Genomic DNA, 17,745 nt, shown 5'->3' on the forward strand with positions numbered 1-17,745 from the left:
CTCAGCTCCCCGGCCGGGGACGCTGAATACCGGGATGCCGCGCGATGCCCTGCGCCACCTCGATCCCGCGCAAGGTGGCGGTGACCACGATGAAGCCACCGTGATCTTCGGTCGTGATCAATCCCTGCTCTTGCAGCCAGGTAATTTCGCCCGCGACCTGATCACGCGTAAAGGCGATGCCCAGCGGATGCAGCAGCTGGGCGATCATTGAAACGTTCGAGGTGTATTTGGGGGCATCTTCCAACAGGCGCAGAATTGCGATGCGGGCATGTTCGCGCAGGGTTTCCTGGTAACTGCTCATTTTCGACCCTCGCTCAAAAGGTGGTCTTCATGGCGGCTCACAATCGTTTCCAGCCGGCTCATGATTTTCTGGTTTCCCTCCATGATCGCCGACATGGTTTCCATCGTGCCGCTCATCCGGGTCAGTTCGATTTGCACCGCATGCAGGTCATCTTTGCCGGGCATGACCTTGACGGTCTGTTCCAGCGACAGGATACGGTTTTCATGCCGATCCATCCGGTCAGACCCTTCCTTGAACCGCTTGTCAGTGTCCTTCTGGCGGGTCGCGAAGAAGGTCCAGACGATCGCCCCGAGAGAAAGACCAAAACTGGAAAGCTTCAGAAACACATCGAGATCAAGGGTCACGCCGCGCCGCCTTTCCCGGCCAGCTTGGCGGCGAAGGTGCTGGCGACCGATTTGACGGTGTGACCACCCATGTAGAGCGACAGGTAAAGCGTGGTCCAAAGCGTCATCGCCTGCCAATCGGCGGGCGGTAAAGCAGTCTTGAAGATGGCATTCAACACATGCAGGATCACGATCTGCCAGCCCCAGAGGAACATGGTGAAATACATCCCCAGAGGCCGCCAGGCGCGGACCCATACAGGATCGTTTTTCTCGGCCTCGATCAGGGCGGCCTGCAGTTCGAGTTCGCGGTTGTAGGTCGCGACCATTTCAGGGGCGATATTCTCGGTCCTCAGGATTGCATCCGTGACGGTCTCCGGATCGGTCGTGGCCAGCCGATCAAGGTTCACAGGTTCGACGCCGGCACGCGCGGCGATCGCGGCGATGACGTCTTCGGCAAGCTGGGTGTTACCCGCACCGATCTTGCGCGAAAGGATATCGCGGACAAAGGGGGCGCCAACGGACGTGGCAAGCGAGATCAGGGCGGCACTCATCAGATGCTCCTCAGTTTTGCGGCAATTTGGGGGAAACGGTTCTGGGCCTTAACGGCGATGGCATCGCGGTATTGCCATGCCCGCCAGGCAGCCCAGCCCAGGGCCAGAACCAGAACCGCCGGAACGATCCAGTCGGCATGGGGCAGACCGGACAGCGCTTCGATTGAACCGTCTGGCATGGGGGCGGCTTCAAACCCGCCTGCGGCAACGGCAGTTGCCGCCGGGGCCGCCGCCTTGGCGCGGGCGTCGATCATCCGCTGCAGGGTGGACAGCGTCGCCTTGCCGATCACCCCGTCGACGGTCAGGTCGTGATCGCGCTGGAAGGTCTTGACGGCATTGCGCGAGATACCAGACGGGTCCTTGCCGGGCTCGTATCCGAGCTTTGCGAAAGCTGCCCGGATCGTGGCAATGCGCGCGGGTTCGATCGACACCACGATCCGGGCCAGTCCGGTGGCAGGCGCATTCGGCTTGGTGACCGGGTAGATACCGAAGCGAAGGATGTCGAATTCGATCTGTCGGCGGCGGGTCAGGCCGGGCAAAACCTTGCCGCCGCCCTTGTTCCAGGCGCGCATTTTCGAACCGATCAACCCCCAGTCCTTTACCTGATTGCGCCATACCCGGACCCAACTGGCCCGACCGATCGCGCCGGTGTTCCACTGAAACAGGGACCCTGCATCAAATTCATTCTGACTGGCTCCGGGCATCGCCTTATTGACGGCCGGTTCATAATTGCGTGCCAGCGCCAGCCGGGTCAGACGGTCGCTTTCTTTGCGTGAAATCACCATGCCCGGCTTGGGATCGATCACACCTGACGCCTTGGTCAGGCCGGACCCGATGGTCCAGCGACCAACGGCGTCGCGATAGGCCTTCAGGACTACGCCTTCGAGAAGGTCGAGCGTTGCAATGCCTTTTTCGGAAGTGGTCGCCATGCTGCCCCCTGGAAATGCAAAAGGGGCGGATAGCCCCAAGGTTGCATCCAGAATGGCGGGAAAGTCACGCGAGGATCACCCGCAAGCATTTGCGGGGGGCAGGTCAGAAAAGCGGAAGTTGGCGGGGATCGTAGTTGTCCGTCATCTCCGTGCCTTTCAGATAGGCGCGCACGGTGACGTCAGTGACGTGCAGTTTGCGGGCAATTTCCGCATTGGACAAGCCCTTTGATTTCATCACCCGCGCCAACCAGCGTTTGGCGACCGGAACGCGGGCTGACAGACGGTGGGCTGCTGCGGCCAGATCAGCCGCCTTGTCCACGCCAATCACTTGCGCCAGGCGCGACCGCTTGGGGGCGGTGGCCAGATAGAGCTCTGCTCCGCCAAACTGCATCAGGAACTCGAAGGCCAGATCCGGGCCGAGGATATCGACATAGGTCTCGATATGCGCCGGCGGGCGGGGATATTGCGGGGCGTCAGACATGATAGGTAAGTTCGCCAAAGGGCCAGTCCATCACTTGCCCCCTTTCGGGCGTCCGCGATGGGTTCGCTTGTCCGGCAGGTTCTGCTCCCAGATGGTCACGACCGTGCCGTCCTTAATCTTGTAGCAAAAGCCACCTGCAACGGTGCCTGCTGCCCCGCGCCGCACCGCTTCGTCAACCGTTCTGCCGATCTGGCGGCGGATGACTTCGATATCCATGCCTTCAACCCGCTCCAGATAGCGGATCACGGCATGATCGGTGACGGGATGCAGCGGCTTTTTCATCAGCGTACCCGCTTGAAATCGAAATCGGCACCGATGCGGCGGGCCCACGCTTTTAGCGCCTGCACGACATCGTCGATCTGGTGCCAATCGCGCAGCATGTCCACGTCCGCCGGAACGCTCTGCCAGTTGTTCCCGAACTGTTTTCGAATGAAAGCATTCAGCCCGGCGCGCGACGGATCGTTTAGCGCGCCGGCTTCGCCCAGTTTTGCCCACAGGACATGTATCAGCCGCAGATCGGCACGGGGCGCGGCCTTTCGCTTTCTGCCGGATTGTGCCTTGAACCCACGCTGTTTCAGGTTGTCCACGACCAGCTTCAGTTCGGCCTCTGTCATATCCACAAGGCTGGACTTGCCGGTCAACCGGGCCTGCATTTCCTTGCGGGTCTCGGTATCAATTCCCAATTCCCGACAACCAACGAAAATCATCTTGCGCAGCGCATCACTCATGGCCGTAGACCCCGCAATAGCTGTCAAGGCCGAAGGCGCGGCCGTTCGGACCACAATAGTCGCAGACGAAAGGGATCAGCGGACCGATCCGGGTTGCCTTCTGGTAATCAGTCAGTTGCATGATCGCCCCCCATGATCCGCTGACATTCGACCAGTGCTGCCAGCTCTTCGTCCCGCAGCGGTGTTCCGTCGAGGCGGACGCAGAGGGCGGAATACAGGTCCCGCACCAACCGCATCAGATGGTCTATTTTGGGCTGCGATCCGGTCTCAGCCATCTGAGCACCTCGCGCAGTGGTCCAACTGATCCGGCGTCCGGGTGAAATGCCGCCCGCAAGTGATACAGCGCGCCTGTTCGCTCACATCGGTGATCGCCAGAGCAACTTTGTCGTAGGCGGTCTGGGTCAGCGGTACGAGAGCCGACGACGGCTGCGGGGCGACTTCTGATGCTTCTTCCTGAATTTCCGATGTGGCGTCATCTTGTTTCATCTGACGCGAATGACGGGCCCAATGACCTCGCAGTTTGGTCCAGCTTTTGTCGAATTTTTCGGCCACCTCACGCAGCTTCTGTCCTGCCAAAAGCATCTCGAAAGCATCGTCCAGTTCCGCTTCGGTCCAGGCATCGTCGGAACTATCGGGTGCCGCAGGCGGACTTGAAATCTGTGCGGGGTCGTCTTCGACTTCCTGGTCTGATGTCTCTTCTTCGCCCGTTGGCACGTCGTCAGTGCTTCCTTGGGACTGACCGTTCAGCATGCCCGCAATTGTGTACGCCATCATTTCATCCGCACAGCGAGCCACCTCAACGGGCCGCATCTGGAGAACCCGAAAGCCACCGTCGCCCGTCGCTTCTGCGAAAAACTCTTTGTCCAGCATTCTGCCCTCCTGTGGCTGCTCATCAGGCCGGGGCAACCACGCCCCGACGACACCCCCGGCGCTGGCCGGGGATGTTTCGCGTTCAATGATCGTTCAAGGCGTCTTTCAGGGCCTTGGCCGGTGTGAAGCCGACCCCGACAGAGGCGGCGATCTGGATGGCTTCGCCGGTCGCAGGATTGCGCCCGTCGCGCGCCGCGCGATGTCGGGGTTTCAACGTGCCAAAGCCCGCGATCTGGACTTCCTTGCCGCTCTTCAGGCTGTCAGCCGTGACGGCCTTGAAAGCGTCCAGAAGCGTAGCGGCCTCGGCCTTAGTGGTGCAGGCCGCAGTAGCCATTGCTGCGATCAGGTCGGTGGTGGTGGTCTTCTGTGCCATGTCAGGTCTCCTCTTGATGGCGGGTGATTTCGTCGTGGATGCTTTCGCGGATCACGCCTTCGCCAGATCGATAGTGATCGCCTGCCAGCCCGCGTCTTGCGTGGGCCGGTGATAGCAGCGCACATAGGTCTTCGATCCGACCACACGCATGGCGTCCCGGATCGCCTTCATGGCCCGTGTCCAGCGGTCATCGCCGATTTCCAACCGCAACAGACTGAAGATTTCGGCGCGATTGATCTGACCGGCCTTGTCGGTGTTGAAGGCCCGGGTCACCACGGCGCGCAGCTCCTCGCGCGCCTCGGCCGACCATTCGTTCAGGCATTCGTCGACCAGCGATTTGGCGATCTGCAATTCGGACCCGAATTCGATGTGATCGGCGACCGCGATCTGCACCTTGTAAAGACCGTCATGCGACATGAACGTCTTGTTGCCTTTGGCACCGCCCTTGGTGGTGCCGTATTCCTGATCCAGCAGCGCTTCGAAGTCCGACAGATCCTCGAATGTGTGGCCTTTGAACCGGGCAACCTGATCGGATAGAGAAATGGCATAGCCGATGATCTTGCGCACCACCTCGTCTTCCAGAAGATGCTGCGGCCTGATTAAAGACACGGGCACAAGGCTACCCTTTGCATCGGACAAATATTCTGTACCGTCGATCACCTGCCGACTATTTCCGAGGGGGTGTGGGCTGTGTTCGCGAACCACCTTCACCAAGTGGCCGACGTGAACGCCGCCCGTGCGACCAGTGATCTTGATCACAGTGTCGCCGCTACCCAAGACCCAAGGCTCCGAGCGGATTTCAGCGTGGCAATATTCTGGGTGATCATCGCCAGAGACAGGGAAGTAATAGACCTCACTGCTGATCGGGAAAATTGCGGCCACCTGGGCCAGGCTTAAAGCGGTCATATCAGGTTCCTTCCTGTTCGTTCAGCCGATCCACGGCGATGGCGGTTTCGATGCAAAGCGGTCCTGCGCCGGTCAGATCGACCAGGACCGCCAATGCGGTGATTTCATCAAGTGTGACCATTTCGACCCCGCGCGGGCCGCGCTGATCGATCTTGCGAAGTGCCCGGCCGCAATGGGCCAGCATTTCGGTTTCGGTCATGGGCGTGGCGTCCTTCACGGCTTTTCCTCCTGATTGAGCGGGCAGGACCGGCAGGCGCGGAACATCATCACGTTCTGGCTGTTCGCCGGGTTCAGACGCTTGGCCTTCCTGCGCCAGTTCCGGCAAACATCCATGCCCAATTCGCCAAGAGCGGGGCAATCGACCACAGCTTTCTCAAAGACGCCACGATATACCGCCTCGACACGTTCCATGTCGCCGGGATAGCGGTGCGCCAGCACGTTCGAGACAAGGGCTGCGGAATACCCCATCTCCTTGGCGACCTTGTTTTGGCTGCTGTCCATGCAGGCGCGGGCCAATCCGTCGATCCAGTCGGGCATGTCATCGCCCCAGCATCGACAGGCCTTTTCAATCGGGGTTTCAATACTCATTTCATCCCCCGCGAAACGTAGGTGTAATCCCGCGCATTATCGTCCCAGACGGCACGAATACGCTTTTCGCGCGGCGGCAGCGGGCCGGTGTTTTTCACCAGCCGGTACAGCGCCAAACGCCCCTTGCCGTCCGCTTTCCGCACGACATCCAAATACCCGGCATTGGCCAGCATCTGGCAGTAATCCCGCGCCTGATCCTCGATCACGGCCACGTCCTGCGTATTTGCCTGCATTGCGACGTCCCGATAGCTGAAGACACCGGACTTGCGGATCACGAACCACATCGACTGGTGGGGCGTGACATTGGCGATCACGCGCCCCGACGGATCGGTCGCCGGAGGGGTGCCGGTCTTTCCCTTCACCACACGGTAAAGATCACGGTTGCCGCGCTTGCCATCCGCTTTTGCATATCCCCAGCGCACCCAATCCTTGATCGACTGACGCACATGCTCAAGGCTGCGATGGGCGGCGGCGGCAAGATCGTGCGCCGTGAACTCCTCGTGGATCTTTGCAAGGTTCCACAGATGTTCGCGATTGATCAGCTTCCTGCTGTGCCGGGTCATTAGCCGAACCTCCGCATGTCAGGGGCTTTGCCGTCATGTAGGCCTTTGCGGTCCAGATCGCTGAGCGAGATCGCGCTTTTCCCCAAAGTCCGGGCACACAGCTGGGCGGTATCGAGGTTATTGACGATCAGACGGGCCGACCCCCGGCTGGCGGCCTTGATGGCGGCCTGCAAGTCTGGCTCCAGCGTAACCCCCTTGCACCGGATGCCCATCAACAGGGCGAAGTCCTGTTCATCAAGCGGCTCGGCGGCCACGCGCTCCAGCATGCGGCTGTTAATGCGCTCCCATTGACGCAGCTTGCCCGGCAAAGCCTCTTCGCCGATCAGAATGACCGGGACAAAAGAAGCCTCGTAGATGTCGCGGACGATCTCGATCATCTTCTTTTTCACAAGGAAATCCGCCTCGTCGATGATCAGGGGAATATTCTCCTGCGCCAGCACCTGACCGATCTGATCCACCATCCGGTAGATCACCTTTTCCGGCTTCACCCCCAACTCTTCGAGGATGGCTTCGCACAGCGCCTTTTGTGTCCAGACGCTTTTGACCTGGACCAGGCAGGCCCGGCGCTGATTGGCCGCAAATATGCTGGCCATCGTTTTGCCAAACCCGCTGGGACCATAGAAACATCCCATCCCGGGCAGCCCAGAGCTGCGATCTTCCAGACGCTGCAACATGGTCATGAAGCTCATAACGTTGCGCAGCGGGGCCAGTGTGTTGTGTAGTTGACTGCTCTGTGTCATTCTTCCCTCATTGCTCTGCAATCCGGCGCGGTCTGGCGTCTACCCAGCCGCGCCACCTTCCCCTTCAGCACTTCCAAACGCGCCCAGCAGGTCGCGCATGGCCTTGTATTCGGGGGTGGTCCGATAGCCCGAAAGCCAACGTTCCATATCTGGCGACAACGCCTCGCCATCGGCCAGACGCGCCTCCATTTCCTGCGCTTTGGCGAACCGGGTGCGCATATCTTCTTTCGCGGATGTTTCCGCCTGTTCCGACGCTTTCGAATGGTCGCCAAAATTCGCCACGAACACGGCGCGTTGCTCCTGCTCTGCGGCGCTGAGAGTGCGGGCCGATGGAACCGGGCGCGGGGCTTTCTCGAAGGCTGCGGGGCGCACGATCTTGGCCTCGACTGGCGTGGTTTCTTGCGGGGCCTTCGCCGCAGCCCCATCCATAAACGAACCAAGCTGTGCAGCGTCGAACACGGCGGCAGCCTTGGCGGCCTCTTTCTCGGCATTCATCCACTTGCGGCGGGCAGAGGCATGATTGCGGGCTTCCGCCAAGTCGAAGAAACCGGCGTTTTCTGTGCAATCTGCAACGCCCAGATATTCCCCGCTCAGGGCGTAAATGTGCAACCCATCCCAAATGTTGGCAGGATCGAACCGCACCACCACCTTTTGGCCCGCGATCTCGTACATCCACTCGGCGTAATACTTGTTGCCCATGAACTTGATGGCGCCGCTGCGGCTGTCAGCCTTCAGACCTTCTGCCCCCATCAGCCACAACCTGCGCTGCTCGGCTGTTGCCTTGCGGATCGGAGCCTCGGCATAGCTGGCTTCAAAGGTTTCCAGAATGCTGCGACCCATCGTGGTCTGGCCACGCCGACCGGCCCGGGCATTATGTTCCTCGATCCCTTCCGCCACCACTTCGATGAAGCGATCCAGCGGGATTGCCTTTGATCCGTAATTGTCCGGCTTCGCGTCGATCCCGTTGCCGGTATATGCGCCGGCAAAGCGCGGGTCTTTGGCAATGTCCTCCGCTAGGTCGCGGAACGCCCGCTCGATCGGTTTGGACTGACCCGAATAGGGCGTGGCCCAATGCACCTTGACACCAAGCGTTGTCAGGACACCGGGAATATCGTCGTCCTTGACCTTGAAACGGAACCGGGTCGGGGTGCCGCCCGTCAGGAACTTGTTGGCAAATTCACGACCGTTATCCAGGACAATACGATCGGGAATTCCGAAGCGTTCGATCATGTCGCCAAGGGCCAGAGATACGCCCACCTTGTTTGGCGTCTTGTCGATCCGCCAACTTAGAATGCGACCCGAGAAGATGTCCTGAAATGCCACCATTTGAGGGCGTACTATTTCATCCTGAGCAGAATTCGATCCCGGCTCAGACGGCCAGCGCACGAAGACATCGAAACGGTGATAGTCGGCATTGACCGCTTCCATCGCATGCAGGCTCATCCGATCGCGGGTCTGCGCGGGGTACATAGCCTTCAGGGCGTCAACGCCTTTGCGACATAGCGTGATCGTCGTCGCGGAAACCTCTGTTTCCAGCCGCCGCCGCATGGTGCGCTCGGGGGCGGTCTGCCAACCTTCAGTGTCTGCGATCCGAGCGGCGCGACGATAGCATGCCGCAAATGTGGGCCGCTCTGGCCGCAGGAAATCGGATTTCAGGAAATCCCAGAACGCCTCGGACACCTCGACGCGTTTCACCTTGCGACGGGTCGCGCGATGCCGGGGGGCCAGATGCGGCAGACGATCATCCGGGCGCACCCCTTCAACTGCCGCGAACCAATTCCAGATGGTGCGATGGGAAACATCCCGTCGGGTGGCGATCATGTGAACAGACAGGTCCTTGGTCTGCCCGCCGCGTTCCAGCAATTCGACTGACTGAAGAATGTCCAACCGTCGCTGTGCCTCTGCCTTGGGCTTCGCGGGCAGGGCGTCGAACCACGTCCAGATTTCGGCGCGATCGACCTGCCGGGACGGGGCCGTTTCCGTCGGGGCCGACACGGCCAGAAGCGCGGCCTGCGCCCGTGACGGAAACAGCGCCCAATGATATTCCCAACCGCCGCCGCGCCCCTGACGCCGTCGGGCATGGCCGGTCTGGGCGCGCCAGTTGAAACGATCCGCCATAGCATTCACGCGGCGCTTCGTTGTGGGCAAATCCGGCAAAGCCGCCGCCGCAATTTCATCGGCGGACCACCATACTTGTGTCGGCTGAACCCCGGTCATCACCGTTCCCTCCGTTCGCATTCATCCGAAACGAGGTCGGAAAGATCGTCATAGGCCTCGGTTACGAACCGACGCCGGATCGCCGGGGATGCGCGTTTCCAACGCTTCAAAAGCGCCTGAAACTCATCTTCAACAGGGTCTTTAACTGGCGCAGTTCCGGCCTCTTTCGCCAGCGATTTGCGGGCGTCAGATGCAGATTTGGCATTTCCGCTGGAAAGCCGTAAAACCACCTGTTTTCGTTCGTCATCCTGCCCGATCTTGGCGATTTCGGTCAGGTCTTTCAGGGTGACCTGGCGGGTCGACCCGCGCAAAAGGTCGATTTCGTCGCCGCCAAGACATCCACCGGCAGCGACCAGACGTTCAATGTGGCGCTTGCTGACCCCGAACTTTTCGGCGGTTGCAGATGCAAACGACACGATGTCGCTTGCATTCCAACGCGCCGCAGCGCCTGCCAAACCGGCCTTGGTCTCCGGGTGCAGCTTCTCGTAGACGCGTTTGCGGGTGGCCAAGAATATCGCCGTGTCCAGAGCATTCATTTCCGCCCCGGCAAGGTTGTCATCGATCTCCATCAGGCAGGCCCAATCGTCGGTCACATCCGTCCAGACCTTTGCCTCGATCTCTTCCCAGCCCAATCGCCGGGCCATTTCCAAACGGTGACCGCCAGCGATCAGAACCAGAACGCCACTTTTGACCTGACGAACGTGGATCGGGTCTTTCATAACGCCCAGTTCCTCGACCGAAGCGATCAGGCTCTCGACACCCGCTTCGCTGACCGGGCGCAGGCGCTGACTGTCATCGACACCGGCAACTGGAACCTTGCCAATCTGTAGCAACTTCGGTTCACGCATCGGAGCGACCATCCTCTGCATTCGAACCACCCGGCGCGGCCGCGCTTTGCGCTTGGCCCTGCGCCGGGTGGCGCCTACCATCGGAAGGGCCAACTAACCGATGGAGGAACTCATGGAAAAGAGACTTGAACTTATTGAAAACAAGCTGAACCGACTTGAAGCGGTGCTCATGGCTCACATTTCCGCCGTCGACATTTTGCTCGACGGAAGCGGACGGGAAACAGCCATCGCCCTTGATGCTCAGGCGACAGCAGCAGTGCGACGCGGAAACAAACTGGCCTCCGCACTTCTCTCCGCCGCAGCAGATGAAATTTCTTCTTTGTGCGACTTGCCCCGCGAAGGCTGAACGCCGCTCTGCTGCATGTTTCCGCGCTACATCTAAGTCAATGAACCCGGCGAAGCTCCAGTTCGCTGTCAAAATCATGATGGTCAGACATCGGTTTTGGCCCTTTCAATGTCGTTTCAGGAATTCGAAAATCTCTGGTCAAATCTGCGCACCGCTGTTCAGCACCACGGACACCGGCGTCACCGATGCAGCGCCGCGGCTGCGGCAATACGAACACATCCGGTGATGTGCCCCGTCGCTTTGGAACTCTGCGCGGCAGCTCAGGCAGCGCCGCAGGCCTGTGCCGACTTTTTCAATCCGCTTTTGGCAGATATCTTCGGCATCATCCTTGCGGCGGAAAAACGGACTGACACGCTCATTCGCGCGGTTCACAACGGCGAATTGCAGGCCGATCTGCCGGACACGGTAGAGGGGTATCTTGCTCATTGCAGATACCCCCAGAACAGCCCGACGATCAGGATCGTGGCAAGCGCAGCCGCCCCGATCAGATCCCCAATGATGGAATTGTCGACGAACTCATCGATCTCGCGCAGCTTCGCAAGAACCGCCCGCGCCCTGCTATGGCGCGGGGGCTCTGCATCCCGTCTTTGGTTTTCGTGAGTGGTGACTGACGGGTTGATCTGTAAACGGCGCTCATGCGCAGGGAGAAATCCATCCATGCACAGTCGGGCAGAATGGAGCTGAGCTTCATTCGCGACGATCCGCACTTGCTGCCAACGCTCTTGGCTTTTCACGCTGCGGATCAGTTCCAGCCCAACTGCAAGCCGCTGGGCGTCGGTCAGGCCAGACGAGATCGTCTCGGCCCGCGCTTCGATATCGGAGCGGGTCAGAAGCATCACGCCGCCCTCTTCTGTTTAGTTTTTTTTGGGCGCGGAATATCTGCCGGCCATTCTAGGTCGCTTGGCCAATTGTCGGAGAACCAGCGGATCACCACAGACGCTTTGCGTAGGGTGCAACTGGCGTTTCCCTTCAGGCCGTCGAGCCACTTCCCATCATTCGCCGCGTAGGTTGAGACAGTCGAAAGCTTCAATCCGCAATGGCTTGCAAACGCTTCCGCCAACTCAACGATGCAATCGGTTTCCATTCCACCCTCATATTCGGAGATTACTCCAAAAATATAGGCGGAGAATTTACCGATAGTCAAGGGGACGAAAATTCGGTATTTTCTCCGATTCGTGGAAACTGCTGAACAAACCCTTGCCCGCGTTGTTGCCAGCCGACTTAAGGAGCTGGAAACAAACGCTTTTGCTGTCGAGAAGGCAGCAGGACTACCTGTGGACGCAGTGAGAAGCATTCTGCGTGGAGGAAAAAAGTCAGGGACTACGCTCAATCGAGCTAAAGATGTCTGCGATGCTTTGGGCTTAGAGATTTACATTGGCCCAACAAGAGACGTGGCTGGCATCGACCAACCCCCTGCAGCAGACCCTGAGGAATTTGCTAGGATACCTCTGCACAATGCCAGCCTGGCCGCCGGTAACGGACATCAAAACGGCAGCGAAATGATTGTCGACTACCTCTCCTTCCGGCGCGACTGGCTGCGCCGGATCGGCGTCGCGCCGGCCAACGCCACTCTGGCGCGGGTCGAAGGCGACAGTATGCACCCGTCGATCTGGTCCGGCGATATCGTATTGATCGACCGCAGCCGGACCGATGTGCCGGTCAGAAAAATTGGTTCTAAACCTCGAAATAGCAGCCCAGTATACGCGCTACTGGATGACGGCCATGCCCGCGTGAAACGCATCGAACGCCCGACCGATGATCAGGTGCTGCTGTTGTCAGACAATCCTGATCACGGCCCCGAATTTGCAAAAATTGAAACGCTTTCGATCATTGGCAAGGTAATGTGGTGGGGCCATACGAGTCGGGAGTAGTTTGCGCAATCAGGGGTGCCGTGGTTTTGTGCGGTCAGATGTCGCCAATAATCCAAAGAGGTAATATCGATGAAAACCTATTTTCTTTCTGCAGCGGCTATTGCTGTGGCGGCTTCTTCATTGTCAGCCCAAGACGACTGTATGTTCGATACAATAACTGCAAATACGATTGCAACGCATCGGCAGATGGGGGGATGGTCCATCTCCGAGATGATGAGTAAACTAGGAAGTGAGCCCGGTCTTCGCGACATGATCTTGGATGCTTATAGTCAACCCCGCATGCTGACCACAGAAACTCGCCAATATGCTGTTGACGAATTTTCCAACACTTGGACTGTGAAGTGCTACCAAAGCGGGTCGATATTGCCTCGCAAAGATTGATCCGCACGTTATCGAAGAATTACATTCTGGTCTTTATCCGTTCTAGGTCATTCGAGATTTCTGTGATGCTGCGAAGTTCTGGCGCGGTGTCTGTTGACTGAGCACCTCGATCTTGTGCCGACGCGGTATCAATGTCGGATCGCGCACCGACCAGCGCGTCTCTCATCTCCCTGAGATACCCTATGGCCTCGGACGCCGCCAACATCGCTATCCCTATCAGGGCAGCCCAAATGGATCCCCCGATCAGCAGTACTGCTTCGTTTGCAATGGCAACGATCAGGACAATCACCGACAGCACGAATGCCGCATAGGCGGTGAGTTTCAAATAGGTCATGACTACACTCCGTTAACTGGCCACCTGTGATTGTATCCATTACGGACGGAAACGCTAGCGATGTGCGAAACATGTCGTAACGCGTCCCAGTTCGCTGCGCAGCCCATCTGTGGTGAGTATTGAGTAACTATTTGTTTATTAACGCAATACCCGTTTCTGGGACGCTAATTTCTTTCTGGGACCCGAACGTCCCAGTTCCGCGTCGAGAAATACCGTTGCAAAGCCCCTGTCTGAGCGGTGCTTTAACGCTAAATACCCTTTATTGAACTGCACTTAGCTGATAACCGGCCAATGCTTCCCTGGCATTGGTCAATCAGCGTTGAACGGCCGTTGAAGGCCCATTTATGGCAAATTCTTTTGTCAGCGCCCCGCGCCACATCGAGACAGGCTTGCGCTCGAAAACCCCTATGTTTTCAATGCTGTCCGCACACTTCCGGCCTCAGCTGGTCTCTTCCGCCTTCACTGTAAGAATAGGTGTCAACTAACATTGTGGCCCGCTGTAGCCCGCCACGCGGTGTCGACCGCAGTTCGAAACGAGGTCTTGCAGCGCCAGATTGCGGAAATCGAACCCGTCAGGCTTGGCTGGGGGGGTGATCCTATTCCAGCGCCGGGAGCGCGGAAGCCGGACGTTTGGGGCTATCAGGAACCCAGATAGTAATCATCAGAAAGTTTCAGTTTTTCAATTGGCTCGGCTGCTTCAGATTGGCGCGACATGTCGAGGAGGAATTCATGAAACTGTCGTTCTTTACGATGCCCATTCACCCTTTGGGCAAACCGTTCGCCCAGAGCCTTGCAGAGGATCGTGAAGCATTCATTCTCGCGGACCGGCTTGGCTATGCCGAAGCCTATTGCGGTGAACACACCACCGATCATGCTGAAATCATTACATCCTGCGTGGCCTTTCTGGCGAGTCTGGCTTACGAGACGAAGAACATTCGTCTTGGCACCGGCACGGTGAACATGCCCAATTCCCACCCGGCCCGGATCGCGGCGGAGGTGGCGATGCTGGATCACATGCTTGAAGGGCGGTTGAATTTCGGCATTTCGCCGGGCGGGTTGATGTCGGACGCCGAGATTTTCGGGTCGATGGACAAGGACCGCAACGCGATGTTCGTCGAAAGCATCAACATGGTTCTCGACATCTGGGCCGGTCAGGCCCCCTATAACCTCAAGGGTAAATTCTGGGAAATCTCGACCGAGCGCACGATGATGCCCGAAATCGGGCAAGGCGAGATCATGAAGCCGTATCAGGATCCGCATCCGCCGGTGGTGGGGACCGCAGTGGCCCCGTTTTCCCAAGGTGTTGCGGCCATGGCCGAACGGGGCTGGCAGCCGATTTCGGGCAATTTCCTGTTGCCGAAATGGGCCGCGACCCATTGGCACAAATATGTCGAAGGCTGCAACAAGGCGGGGATCGTCCCCGATTACGCCGATTGGCGCGTGGCCAAGAATATCTGCGTGGCCGACGATATGGAAACCGCGCGGGCCTATGCACGCGATCCGGGCAGCCCCTATGTGCTTTATTATTCGCAACTATTGACCAAGATGCGTGTCGGGGGTCGGCTGAACCTGTTCAAGGAAGATCAGTCGATGCCCGATGACGATGTGACGCTGGACTATGTGCTGGACCGGCTGGTGATCCACGGCGATGCCAATTCGGTTACCGATCAAATCCTTGCCCTGCGTGAAGAAACCGGCCCGTTCAAGCATCTGGTTTATGCCGGACATGACTGGACCGATTATGATCTTGGCAAGCGTTCGATGGTGTTGATGGCTGAAAAAGTGTTGCCGCAACTTCAGGACGCAACCCGGAGCGAAGCCGCCGCAGCCTGAGTTGCGCCGCACGCTGTAACCTTCCTGTCGCTGTTCAGGCCCGTGATCCCTCCCCGGATCACGGGTCTTTTTTCTGTGTCTGGGGATAAAGGCGGTGGGGGGCCGTTGGTGCGGCTCTTGTCTGGGGCTGTGGGAAAAACGAAAAACCCGTCCTGCGCATCATATGCACGGGACTGGTCGCTGGTGGGGCCAGTGGTGGGAGGTCCAGGTGGCTCCGGTTGGGATCAAGTCCGGGTGTCAGGCCGGTTGTGACACGAAGGCGCGCAGGGCGGCATCGACTTCGCGGACGCGGGCGGCATTGTCGACAGCTTTGCTGCCATCGGCATTCTGGAACGAATTTTCGAACCCGACGCGCGCCTTGCCACCCTGCCGGGCCGCCGCGACCAGGCTGGCGGTTTCGCTGTCGCCAAAGGCGCAGAGCATCCAGTCGAAGCTGTGGCCGCAACCGGGGTCCAGATGGGTCAGATAGTCCTGCAGATCGAAGGCGCCGCGCGCGTCGTCGGCATAGGTTCCTTGAACCAGTTGCACCAGATGGTGGCGCCCCGGTATGCGCCCCGTTTCAATCGCGATGACAAAGCTTCGCACTTCATCGGGAGAATACAGGATGTGCTGAATCTCGACCCCGGCACCGGCGGCCCAGTGGTAGAAATCACGCGCTGCAGGCCAGTCGCTTGGAAGTCGGACCATTTCGCGCAGCGCGACGGACACATGCCGGGGCTGCAAGACCCGCATCATCGCACGCTGATCGGCGGCTTCGTAACGACCGGCGGATTCTGAGGTGACCTGAAGGTACATACCCGGCACGTCGACTTGCAGCCGATCCAGCAGGGCGCGGTAGCGCGCCGCGTCGATCAGATGGCGGCCCTGAGCGTCGCGGATATGCAGATGAATGCCATCGGCCCCGGCGGCCTGACAGGCGCGCGCCGTCGCCACGACTTCGTCATCGGTGATGGGTAGGGCGGGGTGGTCGGCTTTGCTGCGGCGGGCACCGTTGGGGGCCACCATCAGTCTGGGCAGTGGCGTCACAATGATTGCCCCAGCTGCGCGAACTGACCGCGGTGAAAAATCAACGGTGCGGCGTCGCGGGAATCGACCCGCAGAACGCGACCGATAAAGATTTCGTGGTCACCACTGACGATGCGTTTTTCGGTTTCGCATTCCAGCGTGGCGACGGCATTGCTGAGCACCGGAACGCCGTGATTGCCGGCCCACCAGTCGACGTCTTTGAATTTGTCTTCGCTGGGCGTGCAGAACCGCATCGTTTCATCCTTGTGATCCGCGCCCATGACATTCACCGCAAAGCCCGGATGGGTGCAAAACGCTTTGTGCGAAGGCGAACTCAGCCCGATGCTCCACAAGATCTGAGGCGGATCGAGAGAGACCGACGAAAACGAATTCACCACCAGCCCGACAGGAGCGCCATTTTCACCGATCGAGGTGACGACGGTAACGCCGGTGGCAAAGCTGCCGAAAACATCGCGCAGTTTACGCGCATCGATCAGGTCGGGTTCCGTGGTGATTGTCGCGTGCATGGCGCACTCCTCTAAGCATTTCTTGCCGGCTACGATATGGATGGTTGATCCTTCAGAACAACTAATAATAATATATATAAGCTACAATAAAATCGGATGGGGTGGATGAAGTTACAACGATTGCGCTATTTTGCGGCGGTCTACGAGCAGGGATCGTTTTCTGCTGCGGCCGAGCAGGTGAATGCCACCCAGTCGGGTCTTTCGATGCATGTCAGCCAGATCGAAAAGCGCTATGGCGTCCTGTTGTTTCAGCGCAGTTCTTCCGGTGTGACCCCGACCGAGGCGGGGCGGTTGTTCTATGCCGAGGCGGTCAAGGTTCTGGCTGCCGCGCGGCATGCCGAAGACCGGTTGCAGACATTGTCGAAATCGGTGGTCGGGCATATTAACGTCGGGCTGATGCCGACCTTTACCCGGTCGGTACTGACCTCTGTTCTGCTGCGGTTTGCCGACGAATATCCAGAGGTACGGTTGTCGATTTCCGAAGCCTATTCCGGTGCGATCGCCGATGAAGTGGCCGCTGGGCGGCTTGATTTCGGGGTGGTTCCGGCAGCGTTCGAGCTGGACGATACTTTGGTTGCGACCCCGATGGGGGAGGATCTGGAATGTCTGGTCTGTGCGGCGGATCGGGTGATCCCGATGCGCAAGGATGGTGTCATGCTGTCCGACCTGTCGCCGCTGCGTCTGGTGCTGCCGGGGCCGGGAAATGCGCGGCGGCACAGGATTGAAACCTATCTGGCGGTCAATGGGATCGAGGTTTCGGAATTGCTTGAACTGGACACGATGCATGGCACTCTGGACCTGGTGGCGAGATCGGACTGGATGTCGATCCTGCCGGGGGTGTTGTGCCTGCCGGATCTGGATGGCAAGCGCCGCAAGGTGGTGCCGCTGATCGATCCACCGTTGATGGTGAATTACATGCGTATCCAGACCCGCAAGCAACCTTTGGGTGTCGCGGCACAGGCCTTTGCGGATATTTTGCAGGAAGAACTGAATTCGGCATTGGAAATACCGCCCATCAGCGCGCACTGAT

At 59.0% G+C, this 17,745-nt stretch carries 29 protein-coding genes and 1 other RNA gene; 5 read left to right on the plus strand and 25 right to left on the minus strand.

Annotated features, from left to right (window positions below; translation table 11 throughout):
* Position 1: 1 nt before the first annotated feature.
* From TG4357_RS16555 to TG4357_RS16630, 19 genes are all read right to left on the minus strand, one after another.
* The gene (locus tag TG4357_RS16555; RefSeq protein ID WP_058264020.1) at positions 2 to 301 is read right to left on the minus strand and encodes a VpaChn25_0724 family phage protein; all 300 of its coding nucleotides are present in this window, start codon (positions 299 to 301) and stop codon (positions 2 to 4) included.
* Positions 298 to 645 carry a DUF2730 family protein gene (locus TG4357_RS19865; protein WP_233487547.1) on the minus strand — a complete coding sequence of 116 codons (348 nt, stop codon included), beginning with the start codon at positions 643 to 645 and terminating at the stop codon, positions 298 to 300. Before TG4357_RS19865 ends, TG4357_RS16555 begins: the two co-directional genes overlap by 4 nt.
* Positions 642 to 1,175: a 3TM-type holin gene (locus TG4357_RS16565; RefSeq protein WP_058264021.1), complete on the minus strand. Its 534-nt coding sequence runs from the start codon at positions 1,173 to 1,175 to the stop codon at positions 642 to 644. The genes TG4357_RS19865 and TG4357_RS16565 overlap by 4 nt, the downstream gene beginning before the upstream one ends.
* Positions 1,175 to 2,104, minus strand: a complete 930-nt coding sequence (locus TG4357_RS16570) for a glycoside hydrolase family protein (RefSeq protein WP_058264022.1) — start codon at positions 2,102 to 2,104, stop codon at positions 1,175 to 1,177. Before TG4357_RS16570 ends, TG4357_RS16565 begins: the two co-directional genes overlap by 1 nt.
* 103 nt (positions 2,105 to 2,207) lie before the next feature.
* Positions 2,208 to 2,585 carry a helix-turn-helix domain-containing protein gene (locus tag TG4357_RS16575; RefSeq protein WP_058264023.1) on the minus strand — a complete coding sequence of 126 codons (378 nt, stop codon included), beginning with the start codon at positions 2,583 to 2,585 and terminating at the stop codon, positions 2,208 to 2,210.
* 30 nt (positions 2,586 to 2,615) lie between these two features.
* Positions 2,616 to 2,867, minus strand: a complete 252-nt coding sequence (locus tag TG4357_RS16580) for a hypothetical protein (protein ID WP_058264024.1) — start codon at positions 2,865 to 2,867, stop codon at positions 2,616 to 2,618.
* On the minus strand, positions 2,867 to 3,313 hold the full coding sequence (locus TG4357_RS16585; RefSeq protein ID WP_058264025.1) for a gp16 family protein: 447 nt from the start codon (positions 3,311 to 3,313) through the stop codon (positions 2,867 to 2,869). Before TG4357_RS16585 ends, TG4357_RS16580 begins: the two co-directional genes overlap by 1 nt.
* Positions 3,306 to 3,434, minus strand: a complete 129-nt coding sequence (locus TG4357_RS19945) for a hypothetical protein (protein ID WP_267886203.1) — start codon at positions 3,432 to 3,434, stop codon at positions 3,306 to 3,308. Before TG4357_RS19945 ends, TG4357_RS16585 begins: the two co-directional genes overlap by 8 nt.
* Positions 3,421 to 3,588, minus strand: coding sequence for a hypothetical protein (locus TG4357_RS19570; RefSeq protein WP_158509091.1), 168 nt, complete (start codon positions 3,586 to 3,588; stop codon positions 3,421 to 3,423). Before TG4357_RS19570 ends, TG4357_RS19945 begins: the two co-directional genes overlap by 14 nt.
* Positions 3,581 to 4,183: a hypothetical protein gene (locus TG4357_RS16590; RefSeq protein WP_058264026.1), complete on the minus strand. Its 603-nt coding sequence runs from the start codon at positions 4,181 to 4,183 to the stop codon at positions 3,581 to 3,583. The genes TG4357_RS19570 and TG4357_RS16590 overlap by 8 nt, the downstream gene beginning before the upstream one ends.
* A 9-nt stretch (positions 4,184 to 4,192) precedes the next feature.
* An RNA gene (locus TG4357_RS19190) (hammerhead ribozyme type II) lies at positions 4,193 to 4,265 on the minus strand.
* Complete coding sequence (locus TG4357_RS16595; RefSeq protein ID WP_058264027.1) at positions 4,266 to 4,556, minus strand: HU family DNA-binding protein; 291 nt, start codon at positions 4,554 to 4,556, stop codon at positions 4,266 to 4,268. It abuts the RNA gene before it with no gap.
* Between the two features lie 51 nt (positions 4,557 to 4,607).
* Positions 4,608 to 5,462: a DUF3164 family protein gene (locus tag TG4357_RS16600; RefSeq protein WP_082644173.1), complete on the minus strand. Its 855-nt coding sequence runs from the start codon at positions 5,460 to 5,462 to the stop codon at positions 4,608 to 4,610.
* Position 5,463: 1 nt separating this feature from the next.
* Positions 5,464 to 5,661 carry a hypothetical protein gene (locus tag TG4357_RS16605; protein WP_074646835.1) on the minus strand — a complete coding sequence of 66 codons (198 nt, stop codon included), beginning with the start codon at positions 5,659 to 5,661 and terminating at the stop codon, positions 5,464 to 5,466.
* A gap of 14 nt (positions 5,662 to 5,675) precedes the next feature.
* Positions 5,676 to 6,050 (minus strand): hypothetical protein, encoded by a 375-nt coding sequence (locus TG4357_RS16610; protein WP_058264029.1) that lies wholly within the window; start codon positions 6,048 to 6,050, stop codon positions 5,676 to 5,678.
* Positions 6,047 to 6,613 carry a hypothetical protein gene (locus TG4357_RS16615; protein WP_058264030.1) on the minus strand — a complete coding sequence of 189 codons (567 nt, stop codon included), beginning with the start codon at positions 6,611 to 6,613 and terminating at the stop codon, positions 6,047 to 6,049. The genes TG4357_RS16610 and TG4357_RS16615 overlap by 4 nt, the downstream gene beginning before the upstream one ends.
* Positions 6,613 to 7,353 (minus strand): AAA family ATPase, encoded by a 741-nt coding sequence (locus TG4357_RS16620; protein WP_058264031.1) that lies wholly within the window; start codon positions 7,351 to 7,353, stop codon positions 6,613 to 6,615. Before TG4357_RS16620 ends, TG4357_RS16615 begins: the two co-directional genes overlap by 1 nt.
* Before the next feature lie 39 nt (positions 7,354 to 7,392).
* Positions 7,393 to 9,570 (minus strand): transposase domain-containing protein, encoded by a 2,178-nt coding sequence (locus tag TG4357_RS16625; RefSeq protein WP_058264032.1) that lies wholly within the window; start codon positions 9,568 to 9,570, stop codon positions 7,393 to 7,395.
* The gene (locus TG4357_RS16630) at positions 9,570 to 10,418 is read right to left on the minus strand and encodes a ParB/RepB/Spo0J family partition protein (RefSeq protein ID WP_058264181.1); all 849 of its coding nucleotides are present in this window, start codon (positions 10,416 to 10,418) and stop codon (positions 9,570 to 9,572) included. Before TG4357_RS16630 ends, TG4357_RS16625 begins: the two co-directional genes overlap by 1 nt.
* A gap of 112 nt (positions 10,419 to 10,530) precedes the next feature.
* On the opposite strand from TG4357_RS16630, the gene TG4357_RS16635 reads away from it, so the two are divergent.
* Positions 10,531 to 10,764: a hypothetical protein gene (locus tag TG4357_RS16635; protein ID WP_139193597.1), complete on the plus strand. Its 234-nt coding sequence runs from the start codon at positions 10,531 to 10,533 to the stop codon at positions 10,762 to 10,764.
* Between the two features lie 138 nt (positions 10,765 to 10,902).
* On the opposite strand, the gene TG4357_RS16640 is transcribed toward TG4357_RS16635, so the two are convergent.
* Genes TG4357_RS16640 through TG4357_RS16650 form a run of 3 tightly spaced genes read right to left on the minus strand, consistent with a single transcriptional unit; the run spans position 10,903 to position 11,848 of the window.
* Positions 10,903 to 11,190, minus strand: coding sequence for a hypothetical protein (locus TG4357_RS16640; protein ID WP_058264034.1), 288 nt, complete (start codon positions 11,188 to 11,190; stop codon positions 10,903 to 10,905).
* Complete coding sequence (locus TG4357_RS16645) at positions 11,187 to 11,600, minus strand: hypothetical protein (RefSeq protein WP_058264035.1); 414 nt, start codon at positions 11,598 to 11,600, stop codon at positions 11,187 to 11,189. Before TG4357_RS16645 ends, TG4357_RS16640 begins: the two co-directional genes overlap by 4 nt.
* Entirely contained in the window at positions 11,600 to 11,848 is a 249-nt protein-coding gene (locus tag TG4357_RS16650) for a hypothetical protein (RefSeq protein WP_058264036.1), read from the minus strand. The genes TG4357_RS16645 and TG4357_RS16650 overlap by 1 nt, the downstream gene beginning before the upstream one ends.
* Before the next feature lie 91 nt (positions 11,849 to 11,939).
* Here TG4357_RS16650 and TG4357_RS19375 point away from each other — a divergent pair, with 91 nt between their 5' ends.
* Positions 11,940 to 12,635: a S24 family peptidase gene (locus TG4357_RS19375; protein WP_074646836.1), complete on the plus strand. Its 696-nt coding sequence runs from the start codon at positions 11,940 to 11,942 to the stop codon at positions 12,633 to 12,635.
* A 69-nt stretch (positions 12,636 to 12,704) separates the two neighbouring features.
* Positions 12,705 to 13,016: a hypothetical protein gene (locus tag TG4357_RS19380; RefSeq protein ID WP_139193598.1), complete on the plus strand. Its 312-nt coding sequence runs from the start codon at positions 12,705 to 12,707 to the stop codon at positions 13,014 to 13,016.
* A gap of 19 nt (positions 13,017 to 13,035) precedes the next feature.
* Here the strand turns inward: TG4357_RS19380 and TG4357_RS16660 are convergent, their stop codons facing one another.
* Positions 13,036 to 13,350 (minus strand): hypothetical protein, encoded by a 315-nt coding sequence (locus TG4357_RS16660; protein ID WP_058264038.1) that lies wholly within the window; start codon positions 13,348 to 13,350, stop codon positions 13,036 to 13,038.
* Positions 13,351 to 14,079: 729 nt separating this feature from the next.
* Here TG4357_RS16660 and TG4357_RS16665 point away from each other — a divergent pair.
* A complete protein-coding gene (locus TG4357_RS16665; RefSeq protein ID WP_058264039.1) occupies positions 14,080 to 15,183 on the plus strand; it encodes an LLM class flavin-dependent oxidoreductase in 1,104 nt (367 codons plus the stop codon).
* A 237-nt stretch (positions 15,184 to 15,420) separates the two neighbouring features.
* On the opposite strand, the gene TG4357_RS16670 is transcribed toward TG4357_RS16665, so the two are convergent.
* Both TG4357_RS16670 and TG4357_RS16675 read right to left on the minus strand, forming a co-directional pair.
* Positions 15,421 to 16,209 (minus strand): 3-keto-5-aminohexanoate cleavage protein, encoded by a 789-nt coding sequence (locus TG4357_RS16670; RefSeq protein WP_139193599.1) that lies wholly within the window; start codon positions 16,207 to 16,209, stop codon positions 15,421 to 15,423.
* On the minus strand, positions 16,206 to 16,715 hold the full coding sequence (locus tag TG4357_RS16675; RefSeq protein ID WP_058264041.1) for a flavin reductase family protein: 510 nt from the start codon (positions 16,713 to 16,715) through the stop codon (positions 16,206 to 16,208). The genes TG4357_RS16670 and TG4357_RS16675 overlap by 4 nt, the downstream gene beginning before the upstream one ends.
* Positions 16,716 to 16,820: 105 nt before the next feature.
* Here TG4357_RS16675 and TG4357_RS16680 point away from each other — a divergent pair, with 105 nt between their 5' ends.
* Positions 16,821 to 17,744 carry a LysR family transcriptional regulator gene (locus TG4357_RS16680; RefSeq protein ID WP_158509092.1) on the plus strand — a complete coding sequence of 308 codons (924 nt, stop codon included), beginning with the start codon at positions 16,821 to 16,823 and terminating at the stop codon, positions 17,742 to 17,744.
* Position 17,745: the final 1 nt, after the last annotated feature.

This window comes from Thalassovita gelatinovora (genome assembly GCF_001458355.1).
In the GTDB taxonomy this organism is placed as follows: Bacteria; Pseudomonadota; Alphaproteobacteria; order Rhodobacterales; family Rhodobacteraceae; genus Thalassobius; species Thalassobius gelatinovorus.